The following is a 12,088-nucleotide window of genomic DNA, read 5'->3' on the forward strand; positions in this document are numbered from 1 at the left end:
ATACCCTTAAACGGCTGCCCATATACCTGTTACCGTGGTAGATACATTATGTGTATTTACTTATCTTTACACAATTTGGTTTTTTCACCCTGTCCTACTTATTTCCATCGTACAATTATTACCCGTGTTCCTTCTCCCACTACAGACTGAATCTCAAACTCGTTAGCAAGTCGTTTAGCACCGCTCAATCCCATACCCAATCCGCTACCCGTGGTAAACCCATCCTTCAGCGCCAGATCAATATCGGGAATTCCCGGGCCCCGATCTTCAAAGGTCAGCCGGAGTCCTCTTCGTCTCCCTTCCTGAAGCGTTTCTAGCTTGACTGTGCCACCTCCCCCATAGTCTAGGGTATTGCGGGCTAACTCACTGGCGGCGGTGACAATTTTAGTTTGGTCTACTAAGCCAAAGCCAATCTCCACGGCCAGATGGCGCACGGCTTGCCGAACTAAGACTACATCTGTAGAAGATTGAATGTCGATTGTTTCAGTCTTCTGCATCGTCATCTGCACGCCATTGAGTGGCAATCACCTGATTTGTGGTTTCATTGAGTGACGATCGCAACAGTGCCATTCCCTTTTCTACATTTAAGGCAGTGCGAATGCCTGTCAGCGACAGCCCCAATTCCACCAGCGTAATTGCCACAGCAGGCTGCATCCCAACGACAACTGTTTGGGCATCCAATACCCGTGATATTCTGGCAATGTTGCCTAAAATCCTCCCAATGAAGGAATCGACAATTTCTAATCCAGAAATATCGATCAAGACACCGTGAGCGTGAGTTTGAGTGATGCGGTTGGTCAAGTCATCCTGTAAAGTCATGGCAAGGCGATCATACATATCCACTTGGATTGTCACCAGCAGGAAATTGCCCATTTTGAGTATAGGAATACGTTCCATTGGTTCCTACCTATTTGGGTTGAGAGCGAGTAATGGTCGCTCCCAAACGTTTTAGCGCTATGAGAAAGGCATCGGCTAAGGTTGCCTTCGTTGTGATATCAGTCAAATCAATACCGAGATAAACGATTGTTTGGGCAATTTGAGGACGAATACCACTGATCATACAATCAGCTCCCATAAGACGGGCAGCAGTAACGGTCTTGAGCAGATGTTGAGCTGTGAGGGTATCCACGGTGGGAACCCCGGTAATGTCAATAATGGCAATTTCTGACCCGGTTTCAACAATTTTCTGCAACAATGACTCCATCATCATTTGCGTGCGGGCACTATCCAGGGTGCCAATAATGGGTAATGCCAGAATTCCGTCCCAGAGTTTAATCACTGGGGTAGACAGCTCCATCAACTCTTCCTGCTGTCGCAAAATCACCTCTTCCCGGGCCTTTTGATACACTTCAATTGTCAGCAATCCCAGTTGATCCAGTAAGTTGGTGGCTAGCCAAATCTCTTCACCCAACTCAATGGGGTCTTTCAATTGCTGACGCATTCGGTTGAAGAGGGGTTGCTTGAACGAAAAGACGAATGTAGCTGTTTCCGCCGGTGTGAAGCCTTTTTGCGATCGCGATCGAGAAATGCTGTTTAGTATCTCCCGCATATCTTGCCACACCCCTGCCTGAATATTGGTCAACTTGCCATGCCCAACGGCACTCCGAAACAAGCTCAGGAATTCCCGGCACTCCTCCTTTAGCTCGGCTTCTTTAATCAAGCCTTTCCGAATATTGACATTGGCTAACTCCTGCGTCCACTCTGACAGCAAGTCTGCCTCGAAGGTTTCCAGGATTTCTGGTATCTTACTTTCGCTCATTGTTCCTATAAGGGCAACCACTTTGATTAGTCCAAAATCAGTGTATGCTGATTCAGACCAACGTGAAAGCCGTTCGTTGGCAGCTCACATTAAACTAGTGATCGCTTCTACTAGTTCTTCGAGATCAATCGGTTGGGATAAGTGTCTTTAAAAACCTGCTGCGAGAGCTTGTTTTTGATCGGATTCTCCAGCATAAGCTGTTAACGATGCTTATCTTAAAAACTTCAGGAAAGGCGGAAACGACGCGATACACTTTTCGCTGCGGTATTTATAGTAATTCAGCCACACTGATTTGATTGCTGCGATCGCGGTTTTGTTGAGCTTTGGTAAAAGCATTATGCTTATACACTCAATGGTACGGTATCGGACGGACTCTCAACGTCAAATAACCGATTATAAATTGAGTAACTTTCCTTGTATTCAGGAATTTCAACTGGGATGTCACCTGAATTGCTCGTGAACCTAGATATGTTTACCCATCAGTTACAGTTATTACAAGGGTATTTAGCTAACTTGCACCAAGATACGAACACCGCAGTACAGCCAGAAGCCGATTTGCTGTTAGCGGCCTTGAAGGAACTTGAGACTGCTTCAAAAACCCTAGAAATAGCTACAGAGAAACTGTTCGAGCAAAGTCAAAAATTGGTAAATGTACAAGCGCGGCTTAGAGAGGAATACAAGCGCTACCAAGACCTATTCGAGTTCATACCAAATGCTTATTTAGTAAGTGACACACAAGGGAAAATTCAGTCAGCTAATAGTGCGGCTGCCATACTATTCAATCTTCAACAGCGATTTTTGGTAAACAAACCGTTAATCTGTTTTATCGCAGTCGAAGAACGTCAAGCGTTTCGTTGCCTACTAAACCAAATACACGAGTGTGAATGTGACTATGTGCAAGAGTCGATATTACACATACAGCCCCGTAAATGTGAGCCTTTTGAGGCTGCTATAACTGTAGCTTTAAAGGTAATTTAACAGGCTGGCGCTGGATGGTGCGCGACATCCATCATGTATCGCAACAGCCTTTATTAGCGCTAGAAAGATGAGAAAGAGTTTTATCTCTTTAGCTTAAAGTTTAGCAGGCGATCGTATTCCTGTTTGATTACCCCATAACACTCGCAGGAAATCTCTTCTAGTCCTTGCCGATCAATGGTTTTGATTTGATTTCGACTGTATTGAATGAGACCTTTGTCTTGTAATAAACTGGCGGTCTCGCTGATACTAGCGCGGCGAACGCCCAGCATGTGAGAGAGGAACTCATGCGATAGGAACAGTATGATCTGAGTCGAGACGGTCACTGGACTCGAGCAGCCAACGGGCCATGCGTTGTTCTATAGTATGAAGGCGGTTGCAGGCAACGTTCTGCGAGATTTGCGCCATATAAGCCTGCGTGTATTTCAGCATCACGTCGCGCAGCGACTTATTGGTGTCGAACTCATGGAGCAGCAAATCTGCTTTCATTTTTACCGCTTTGCCCGGTACCTGGACAATATACTCAGTCTGCGTCGTTTCCCGACCGCCCATGAAGGCGTTGATCCCTACCATCTCGCGGCTTCCGACCACTCCGGCTTCAACTGTGATGCCATCTATCATTGTAATGGTGACTGAGATCAAGCAGGTGAGAGGGAAGTAGACTTCTTCTATGGTTTCGCCGGGTCGGTTGAGGATCTCGCCGTATGAAAGCTCAACCTGCTCCATATTTTTTTGAGCTGCTTGTACAAATCAGGAGGCAAAGCAGCAAGCAGAAGGTTTTCAGTAGTCATATTTCTGTTTAAGTTTGTTTCTTAGCTATTGTTGATCCTCCTAACTTTGAAAATAAATAATACAGCAACTTACATTACACTATCCGGCGTGGGATTTCATCCAATACTTGTCGGTTAAAGGGAAAAGAACCTTATATATCTAGCCCTCCACTCCTTTTCCCTTTAACCTAGTAATATTGAAGAGGCAATAGGTAAAGAAGGCTTTTTGAGTTGTACTAAGTTTTTTCAAAAATCAAATATAATTTACTACATTCCCATACAGGCTAAGGATCAAACCAAAATGGCAGTAAGCAATTTTGGGTAGAAATCAGCTAATATAGTTGTTTGTTATGGAGCAAATGCGCTTGTGTGAAGCAGATCCTCCTTTAAAATCGCAAAGCTTCCCAGCCGTAAACACTCAGGAAGATGGTGATTCAGCATCGCCATCTGAAGAAGCCTTTTTCTTTGAGCGATCGCTCGATCTGCTGTCGGTCATTGGCCTGGATGGCTACTTTAAACGGATCAACCCTGTCTTTACCCAAACCCTCGGTTACTCAGAAGCAGAATTCTTAGCCAGTCCTTTTCTGGACTTTGTGCATCCAGATGACCACTCTGCCACACTGCGAGAAATGGAGAAGTTGAATACGGGAGTACCAACGCTCTATTTCGAGAATCGTTACCGGACGAAGGATGGCAGCTACCGATGGCTGGCATGGACAGCATCACCGCAGATTGACCGAGGAGTGATGTACTGCGTTGCCCGTGACATGACCCAGCAAAAAGAGACGGAAGCCGCTCTACAACACGCTAACCAAGAACTAGAACAGCGCGTTGCCGAACGAACTGCCCAGTTAGAGCAGGTAAATGCAGCACTGCGGGAGAGCGAAGAGCGCAACCAGTTGGCAATGGAAGTTGCCTGGATGTTTGCCTTTGACTGGCAGCCAAACCTTGATGTGGTCAAGCGATCGCCTCAATCTGCTTCCATCCTGGGGTTAAGGTCGTCATCGGCACAACAGGACACAGGTACCAGTTATTTTCAACAAGTCCATCCTGACGATCACGATCGCCTTTTGGCAGGCTTACAGGCACTTGCACCTGAGAACAGTACTTACAAAATCACCTATCGATTCGTGCGCCCGGATGGTCAAATCGTGATATTGGAGGAAAGCGGACGCGCGCTGTTTGACCAACAGGGACAGTTAACCCGATTGATTGGTATGACGGCAGATGTGACAGAACGTCAGCGACTAGAAGCCGAATTAGAGGAAAGTCGGGCAACCTTGCACAGACAACTGGCTGAAATTGAAACCATCTACCAGTCTGCTCCGATAGGGTTGAACGTTCTCGATACCGATCTGCGCTTTGTGCGGATTAACCAGCGATTGGCAGAAATCAATGGATTTTCCATAGAGGAACACATTGGGCGAACAATTCGATAGTTGCTACCTAACATTGCAGATACTGCCGAAGAGTTGCTGCGCCCGATCTTAGAAACGGGAGAACCACTACTAAACGTCGAAATTCGGGGGGAAACTCCAGCACAACCAGGAGTACAGCGTGTCTGGCTAGAAAGCTTCTTGCCGTTAAAGGATGGCGATCGCGTAATTGGTATCAATACCGTTTGTGAAGATATCACCGAACAGATTCAAGTCGAGGAAGCCCTACGCCAGAGTGAAGAACGATTCCGCAGTATGGCAGACAATGCACCTGTAATGGTTTGGGTCACTGATGCCACCGGATACTGCACTTACCTCAGCCAAAGCTGGTACGAATTCACAGGGCAAACCGAAGCAACGGGACTGGGTTTTGGTTGGCTGGACGCGTTGCATCCAGAGGATTGTGCATTTGCTAGAGAAAAATTTGTAAGCTCTAATAGTCGTCACGAAGCCTTTCGGGCAGAATACCGTTTACGCCGTCAGGACGGGGAGTATCAGTGGGCGATCGATGCAGCAAGCCCCTGGTTTGGGGCGGATCGTCAATATAAGGGCTACATCGGTTCAGTTATTGACATCACCGATCGCAAACAGGCAGAGGAAGCCCTGCGGGAGAATGAAGACCGTTTACGTATGGCAATCACCTCTGCCCAATTGGGAACCTGGGATTGGAATCTCATTACAGGAGAATTGAAATGGGATACAGGCTGCAAAGCGATGTTTGGGCTATCGCCCGATGGTGAGAGTAGCATTGAGTTATTTTTTGAGGGCTTACATCCCGATGACCGCGATCGCCTTCAGGAAATTATTCAAGCGGCGCTCAACCCAGTATCAGGTGGCTTTTATGACACCGAGTATCGGACAATCGGCATTGAGGATAAAGTTGAACGCTGGCTTAAGGCAAAAGGCCAAGCCTACTATGATGCAAAAGGAAAACCACTACGTTTCAGTGGTACGGTATTGAATATTACAGAGCAAAAACAAGCCGAAGCCCAACGGGAACAGCTACTTCGACAAGAGCAAGCGGCACGGGAAGCAGCAGAACGTGCCAACCGCATGAAAGATGAATTTCTTGCTGTTCTCTCCCACGAACTACGAACACCGCTTAACCCGATTTTGGGCTGGGCAAAACTACTACAATCACCCCTTGTCAGTTCCGACAAACTCCAGAAGGGGTTAAGCGCGATCGAGCGCAATGCCAAGCAACAGGCGCAACTTGTTGAGGATCTCCTCGATATCTCTCGGATAATTCGTGGCAAACTCACCCTTAGCTTTGGAGCTATCGATTTATCTGAGCCGATCGCGGCGGCTTTAGAAACCGTTAGTTTAGCCGCAGAAGCAAAAGCGATTCAGTTTGAGGTGTTGCTTGATCCATCGGTAGGGCAGGTGAGAGGGGATGCAGACAGGCTGCAACAGGTGGTCTGGAATTTACTGTCGAATGCGATTAAATTCAACTCTATAAGGGGACGGGTGACGGTGCAACTCACCTCTGTTGATCGTCATGCTCAAATTCAGGTAAGTGATACCGGAAAGGGCATCCAACCCGAATTTTTGCCTCATGTCTTTGAGTTATTCCAACAGCAAGACAGTTCTACGACTCGTTCTTTTGGCGGATTGGGCTTAGGGCTGGCGATCGCTCGTCAGGTGGTCGAAGCGCATGGCGGCACCATTACGGCTGTAAGTGCCGGCGAAGGGCTTGGGGCAACCTTTACGGTGCAGTTGCCATTAATGCCTGTACCAAGTCCCGATGCTCCTGATTACCTCAACAATCAAACGCTGAATTTAGCGAATCTGCGAGCGATAGTGGTAGATGATGAGGCAGATTCTCTAGAACTGGTTAAGGTTGTACTGGAGCAGGAAGGCGCGACCGTGCGGGCAGTCTCCTCTGCTACTGAAGCCTTGCGGTTACTGACCCAAGCTCAATTCGATCTGCTCATCAGCGATATTGGGATGCCAGAAATGGACGGCTACACCTTCATTCGTCAGGTTCGCGCTTTACCGCCTCAATTCAACCGGGATATTCCAGCGATCGGACTGACCGCCTATGCAGGTGAAACGAATCGACAGAAAATCCTCGTTGCCGGATTTCAAGTGCATCTGGCAAAACCGCTCTACCCGCAATGCCTGCTGGATGCGATCGCAACGGTTATCATCCCATGACAACTTATCCTGCATCTGATCGGTGAATCAAACTGTAAATTCCAACTAAAATTCAAGAACTTGAGATTTAATAGCTGGTTTTATGTTGATGATTTTAAATCATACAAAGTACATATAGCTATATAGGCATATAGCTCAAAGCTTGACAGAACCATAGACAGAAGAAAACTGTGAATCTGGCAAAGATTGTATTGCATTCATATTTGTTTCACTACGTAGAGTCTGTTGCTATCTTGCCTAATAGCTAATGAACCGTTCCCCGTAAAGCCTCAGTATCAATGGGTTTGATCAGGTAAACTAACATGGGTTGAAATAATTTATTAAGTTTTGAAACTTCTCTGACGCAATTCAACTACATAGCTATAAAGTTATTGAGTAGTAATTGCTCTTACTCAAAGTTTCAGAGGTTTTAACATGGGTCGTCATTCCGAGAATTCTCTGCAAGAATCTAGAAATCGCACAACATTACTGGCATCAGATACCAACATAATACCCAAGGATTCACGGCAGCGATCGCAGCAATTCATGCAGAACTTACAGGATGAAATTTGCACAGTCTTAGAGCAACTGGATGGAAAAGCACGCTTTCAACAAGACCATTGGGAACGAGCAGAAGGCGGAGAAGGACGTACTCGCGTGATTCGAGAAGGGCGGGTATTTGAACAGGGTGGTGTGAACTTTTCGGCAGTTTGGGGAAATAGCCTACCTCCAGCAATTTTGGCTCAACGTCCAGAAGCAGCCGGACATGAGTTTTTTGTCACAGGAACCTCAATGGTATTGCATCCCCGTAATCCCTACGTACCAACGGTACATCTCAACTACCGCTACTTTGAGGCAGGCCCGATTTGGTGGTTTGGTGGTGGGGCTGATTTAACACCATACTACCCCTTTGCCGAGGATGCAATTCACTTTCATCAGACGCTCAAAAATGCCTGTGATGTTCACCATGAAGAGTATTACCCAGCTTTTAAACTTTGGTGTGATGAATACTTCCACTTAAAACATCGCCAAGAACAACGAGGCATTGGCGGCATCTTCTTTGACTATCAGGATGCTAGTGGCAAGCTTTATGTTGGTTCTCAAACAGATAGTCCCGCAGCACTCTACAGTCAGCAAGTAGGAACGGTATCTCGGAACTGGGAAGATATCTTTGCCTTTGTGCAGTCTTGCGGTCAAGCATTTATACCCGCTTATTTGCCCATTGTTGAACGGCGACAGGGAATAGAATATGGCGATCGCCAACGTCAGTTCCAACTGTACCGTCGGGGTCGTTATGCAGAGTTTAATCTGCTGTATGACCGGGGAACTGTTTTTGGTCTGCAAACCAATGGGAGAACTGAATCCATACTCATGTCTCTACCACCTCTAGCACGCTGGGAATATTGCTATGAACCAGAACCAGGCACACCCGAAGCACAACTTACCGAAATATTTCTCCAGCCCAAAGATTGGACTAATGTGACTTTTGTCCAAAAATAACAACATTTTTAGTAATAAGGGTTTCACCATGAGCAGCCATTTAGATGTTCGCTTGCGAGAAGGCACGAAACATTCTCACACAATGACGGAAAACACGGCGTTTATGAAATGCTTTCTCAAAGGTGTAGTAGAAAAGAGCTTTTTTCGCAAATTGTTGGCGGATCTCTACTTTGTCTACAGCGCTTTGGAAGAAGAACTACAGCGCTATCAGCATCACCCGATTGTTGGGATGATGTACTTTCTTGAACTGCATCGTCAGGCAAATTTGGAGAAAGATTTAGCCTTTTATTACGGTGAAAATTGGCGATCGCAGATTGTTCCCTCTCCAGCGGGTCAGGTATATGTTGATCGCATTCGTGTCGTTGCCAATACACAACCGGAGTTACTGATTGCTCATGCCTATACTCGCTACATGGGAGATTTATCGGGTGGGCAAGCATTGAAAAATATTGCGCGATCGGCAATGGATTTACCAAGCGATCGCGGTACTGCAATGCATGAATTTGAACAGATTCCTACCCCGGAAGCTAGACGGGAATTTAAAGAGCAGTACCGTCAAGCATTGAATTTTCTAATTCTAAATGAAACAATGATTCAGAAGATTGTAGACGAGGCAAACTATGCCTTTACTCTGAATAGAGATGTTATTCATGAGTTGGAAGCAGATGTGAAGGCTGTGATTGGTGAGCATATCTTTGACCTGATTACTCGCCAAGATCAAGTTGGTAGCACATACACTGCTTCTGAAAGTGCTGGGGTCAAGATGATGAGAGTGGATTACAGCATTTAGCTATGTAGATGCATAGTAATATTTTCGACGTTGCAGAACAGTGGGATCAATTGAGGCAAGCGGGGGGAGAATTTTGGAAGTTGCTAAATCATTCTGCAACTATGCAACGCCATATTTTGATAGCTTCTTCGCCTCAGCGCTTCATGATATCTCTGCGTTTTCGTATCTTTTCCCAATCCCCAATCTGATTAAATTTGTGGTTGTTGAGGAAGTATTTCGTGAGATTTAATTCATTACAAACTTTGCCAGAGAACCCCCAGTCTCTACGGCTAGATTGGGTGGCAGTAGTATTTTTTACTACTATTCATGCACTGGCATTGCTGGCTCCTTGGTTTTTCTCCTGGAGTGCATTGGGTATAGCTGTGTTTCTACACTGGCTATTTGGCAGTATCGGGGTTTGCTTAGGCTACCACCGACTATTGAGTCATCGCAGTTTTAAAGTACCTCGGTGGTTAGAATATGCGATCGCCATTTTGGGTGCGCTATCTTTACAGGGAGGGCCGATCTTCTGGGTGGCTGGACATCGTTTGCATCATGCTCATACTGAAGACGAATACAAAGATCCTTACTCTGCGCGCCGAGGTTTTTGGTGGAGTCACATGCTGTGGATTTTTTATCCACGTCCAGAATTCTTTAAATATGAGCGCTATCAGCGATTTGCTCCTGATTTAGCGCGAGATCCCTTTTACCGTTGGCTCAATCGCTACTTTCTACTACTGCAAATTCCAGTTGGATTGTTGCTTTATGCACTTGGCGGTTGGTCATTCGTTATCTATGGTGTGTTTTTCAGATATGTGATTCTCTGGCATACGACTTGGTTGATCAACTCAGTCACTCATATGTGGGGATACCGCACTTTTGACAGCAATGATAATTCTCGTAATCTTTGGTGGGCAGCTATTCTCACCTATGGCGAAGGGTGGCATAATAATCATCATGCCTATCCTCATGTAGCCAAATGTGGTTGGCGCTGGTGGGAAATCGATATGACTTGGTGGGCAATTGGATTGTTGAAAACAGTCGGTTTGGCAAAAGATGTCAACCTGCCACCTGATCAGGCGATAAAAGCTGAAGATTTGTAGATTTTGTGGCAATCTGTAGGTATAAGAGTGGAAGTTGTTTTGCCAGATTTACCCCTTTCCTCAACCTCAAGCATTTATTTTTAATGACTATCTATGCAAAGCTTTCAGTTGAAGCTATAGCTCTGGCTACTCCTAGTGTTGCTAGCTAGTTCTTTGTTTTTGTTCCTCAACTCCACAATATCAGCGCTCTCTTATCTAGAGAGCGCTTTTCTCGTTTACAAGTTAAGGACAAAGTTTCACATGGAAATCCCCAAGTAGTTGTTGATGAGATGCCGATGCTGTACAGCCATTAATTCTTGCTTGCGTATTTGACCGCAAGTGACAGAGGTCTTTTTAGCCTAGAATGCCAATGTACTCGTAAATGTGGCAGCAAGTCATGAAATACCCGCTCAAAAAGCTCTGCTGGAAAACTGAGAAACTTTTGTGACAATACTTGTTGTGAAACTTTGACTGCTTTTCCCCACAACAATTCCTGTTGGTCAAACATCCGAGTCAGTTCTTGCAGCGATCGCATTTTCCCCAATTCCCAATCCCTAATTAAATTTTTCTAATAATCATTCTCTATTTTGTGGCATAAATTTAGTGAATGCGGATGATATGTACATAGCAGCATTGATCACTAAAGATTGATTTATGAATAACTCCACCTATCAGCTAGACGATTTCGCTTTAACATTACCGATTCCCCAATTAGCTCGGATCACTGCCCAGAAATTTGCTAACCAACAGCCAAATTCGGAAAAAGCAGAGCAAGTTCGGCTGAATACGCTAGCTGTGTGGGTGGTGAATGACTACTTGGAAATGATGGATATTCCTACCAACCTCCAAGCTAGCGACAGCTGGAACCCCATCATGCGCCTCTGTGGAAATGTTGCTGACTTAGAATTGCCCTCAGTTGGTCGTCTAGAGTGTCGCCCTGTCCATCAGCATCAACAGATATGTTCCATTCCCCCAGAGACCTGGGAAGAACGGGTGGGTTATTTAGTAGTTCAATTTGATGAATTACTCCAAGAAGCAAGGCTGCTTGGTTTTATTGCCAGTGTCGCAACTGAAACACTGCCTTTAAAACAACTACAACCATTGGAAGCATTTATCGACCACTTGGGAGAATTGCGTCAATCTCCAGTTAGTTCACTCGTGAATTTGAGTCAGTGGTTTACTGGTATATTTGAGGCAGGTTGGCAAACAATTGAATCTTTGTGGAACTTGCCGGAACTTAGACCAGTTTATGCCTTTCGTAGTACCGAGACTTTAGAACTCAATGCCCTCAATCAACCAGAATCAATTACTAAACGCGCAAAACTAATTGATTTAGGTATCCAAATTCTTAACCAACCCGTTATGTTGATTGTGGAAATCAGTCCAGAAAAAGATCAACAAACCAGTATTCATCTGCAATTGCACGCCACTGGGAATCAAATCTACTTACCACCCGGAGTTCATCTCACCGTTCTAGATAGTTCGGGAGCAGTATTTCTAGATGCTCAATCGAGAAAATCAGACAACTACATTCAGTTACAGTTTCGCGGTGAACCTACAGAACAATTTAGTGTTAGGGTAGCCATTAATGATACTAGCATTACTGAGCATTTTCGGATTTAAAACATCCAGTTATTTTCCCTCTTGTCGGTAATTTATTA

Annotated in this window: 13 protein-coding genes; 7 read left to right on the forward strand and 6 right to left on the reverse strand. The window is 45.4% G+C overall.

All coding sequences use genetic code 11. From position 1 onward, the window contains the following. Positions 1 to 98 precede the first annotated feature (98 nt). From H6G86_RS07785 to H6G86_RS07795, 3 genes are read right to left on the reverse strand one after another with little or no spacing between them, the layout of a single operon-like run. The gene (locus H6G86_RS07785; RefSeq protein ID WP_190933838.1) at positions 99 to 497 is read right to left on the reverse strand and encodes an anti-sigma regulatory factor; all 399 of its coding nucleotides are present in this window, start codon (positions 495 to 497) and stop codon (positions 99 to 101) included. Then, on the reverse strand, positions 484 to 897 hold the full coding sequence (locus H6G86_RS07790; RefSeq protein WP_012408853.1) for an STAS domain-containing protein: 414 nt from the start codon (positions 895 to 897) through the stop codon (positions 484 to 486). Before H6G86_RS07790 ends, H6G86_RS07785 begins: the two co-directional genes overlap by 14 nt. 10 nt (positions 898 to 907) lie before the next feature. Then, a complete protein-coding gene (locus tag H6G86_RS07795) occupies positions 908 to 1,759 on the reverse strand; it encodes an STAS domain-containing protein (protein WP_190933839.1) in 852 nt (283 codons plus the stop codon). A 438-nt stretch (positions 1,760 to 2,197) separates the two neighbouring features. Between H6G86_RS07795 and H6G86_RS07800 the strand changes: the two genes are divergently transcribed. After that, positions 2,198 to 2,737 (forward strand): PAS domain-containing protein, encoded by a 540-nt coding sequence (locus H6G86_RS07800; protein WP_190933840.1) that lies wholly within the window; start codon positions 2,198 to 2,200, stop codon positions 2,735 to 2,737. A gap of 80 nt (positions 2,738 to 2,817) precedes the next feature. On the opposite strand, the gene H6G86_RS38570 is transcribed toward H6G86_RS07800, so the two are convergent. Both H6G86_RS38570 and H6G86_RS38575 read right to left on the reverse strand, forming a co-directional pair. Continuing rightward, positions 2,818 to 3,006: a helix-turn-helix domain-containing protein gene (locus H6G86_RS38570; protein WP_242064729.1), complete on the reverse strand. Its 189-nt coding sequence runs from the start codon at positions 3,004 to 3,006 to the stop codon at positions 2,818 to 2,820. Positions 3,007 to 3,019: 13 nt separating this feature from the next. Then, positions 3,020 to 3,460, reverse strand: a complete 441-nt coding sequence (locus tag H6G86_RS38575) for a Crp/Fnr family transcriptional regulator (RefSeq protein ID WP_242064730.1) — start codon at positions 3,458 to 3,460, stop codon at positions 3,020 to 3,022. A 394-nt stretch (positions 3,461 to 3,854) separates the two neighbouring features. On the opposite strand from H6G86_RS38575, the gene H6G86_RS38155 reads away from it, so the two are divergent. The 5 genes from H6G86_RS38155 to H6G86_RS07825 all read left to right on the forward strand — a co-directional run bounded on the left by H6G86_RS38155 (position 3,855) and on the right by H6G86_RS07825 (position 10,448). Continuing rightward, positions 3,855 to 4,943, forward strand: coding sequence for a PAS domain-containing protein (locus H6G86_RS38155; RefSeq protein ID WP_199338195.1), 1,089 nt, complete (start codon positions 3,855 to 3,857; stop codon positions 4,941 to 4,943). Continuing rightward, positions 4,944 to 7,097 carry a hybrid sensor histidine kinase/response regulator gene (locus H6G86_RS07810; protein WP_199338196.1) on the forward strand — a complete coding sequence of 718 codons (2,154 nt, stop codon included), beginning with the start codon at positions 4,944 to 4,946 and terminating at the stop codon, positions 7,095 to 7,097. A 414-nt stretch (positions 7,098 to 7,511) separates the two neighbouring features. Continuing rightward, on the forward strand, positions 7,512 to 8,576 hold the full coding sequence (gene hemF / locus H6G86_RS07815; protein ID WP_190933841.1) for an oxygen-dependent coproporphyrinogen oxidase: 1,065 nt from the start codon (positions 7,512 to 7,514) through the stop codon (positions 8,574 to 8,576). Between the two features lie 28 nt (positions 8,577 to 8,604). Beyond that, positions 8,605 to 9,366: a biliverdin-producing heme oxygenase gene (locus H6G86_RS07820; RefSeq protein WP_190933842.1), complete on the forward strand. Its 762-nt coding sequence runs from the start codon at positions 8,605 to 8,607 to the stop codon at positions 9,364 to 9,366. A 218-nt stretch (positions 9,367 to 9,584) separates the two neighbouring features. After that, entirely contained in the window at positions 9,585 to 10,448 is an 864-nt protein-coding gene (locus tag H6G86_RS07825; protein ID WP_190933843.1) for a fatty acid desaturase, read from the forward strand. Positions 10,449 to 10,737: 289 nt separating this feature from the next. Here H6G86_RS07825 and H6G86_RS07830 read toward each other — a convergent pair whose 3' ends face one another. Further along, positions 10,738 to 10,962: a hypothetical protein gene (locus H6G86_RS07830; RefSeq protein WP_190933844.1), complete on the reverse strand. Its 225-nt coding sequence runs from the start codon at positions 10,960 to 10,962 to the stop codon at positions 10,738 to 10,740. A 119-nt stretch (positions 10,963 to 11,081) separates the two neighbouring features. Here H6G86_RS07830 and H6G86_RS07835 point away from each other — a divergent pair, with 119 nt between their 5' ends. Continuing rightward, complete coding sequence (locus H6G86_RS07835) at positions 11,082 to 12,050, forward strand: DUF1822 family protein (RefSeq protein WP_190933845.1); 969 nt, start codon at positions 11,082 to 11,084, stop codon at positions 12,048 to 12,050. The last annotated feature ends 38 nt before the right edge of the window (positions 12,051 to 12,088 follow it).

This window comes from Nostoc sp. FACHB-133, assembly GCF_014698055.1.
Classification (GTDB): Bacteria; Cyanobacteriota; Cyanobacteriia; order Cyanobacteriales; family Nostocaceae; genus Nostoc.

Excerpts from the sequence above, each read along its gene's own strand:
- H6G86_RS07785 (WP_190933838.1), bottom strand. The coding sequence starts at position 497 with ATGCAGAAGACTGAAACAATCGACATTCAATCTTCTACAGATGTAGTC.
- H6G86_RS07790 (WP_012408853.1), bottom strand. The coding sequence starts at position 897 with ATGGAACGTATTCCTATACTCAAAATGGGCAATTTCCTGCTGGTGACA.
- H6G86_RS07795 (WP_190933839.1), bottom strand. The coding sequence starts at position 1,759 with ATGAGCGAAAGTAAGATACCAGAAATCCTGGAAACCTTCGAGGCAGAC.
- H6G86_RS07800 (WP_190933840.1), top strand. The coding sequence starts at position 2,198 with ATGTCACCTGAATTGCTCGTGAACCTAGATATGTTTACCCATCAGTTA.
- H6G86_RS38570 (WP_242064729.1), bottom strand. The coding sequence starts at position 3,006 with ATGCTGGGCGTTCGCCGCGCTAGTATCAGCGAGACCGCCAGTTTATTA.
- H6G86_RS38575 (WP_242064730.1), bottom strand. The coding sequence starts at position 3,460 with ATGGAGCAGGTTGAGCTTTCATACGGCGAGATCCTCAACCGACCCGGC.
- H6G86_RS38155 (WP_199338195.1), top strand. The coding sequence starts at position 3,855 with ATGGAGCAAATGCGCTTGTGTGAAGCAGATCCTCCTTTAAAATCGCAA.
- hemF (WP_190933841.1), top strand. The coding sequence starts at position 7,512 with ATGGGTCGTCATTCCGAGAATTCTCTGCAAGAATCTAGAAATCGCACA.
- H6G86_RS07820 (WP_190933842.1), top strand. The coding sequence starts at position 8,605 with ATGAGCAGCCATTTAGATGTTCGCTTGCGAGAAGGCACGAAACATTCT.
- H6G86_RS07830 (WP_190933844.1), bottom strand. The coding sequence starts at position 10,962 with ATGCGATCGCTGCAAGAACTGACTCGGATGTTTGACCAACAGGAATTG.
- H6G86_RS07835 (WP_190933845.1), top strand. The coding sequence starts at position 11,082 with ATGAATAACTCCACCTATCAGCTAGACGATTTCGCTTTAACATTACCG.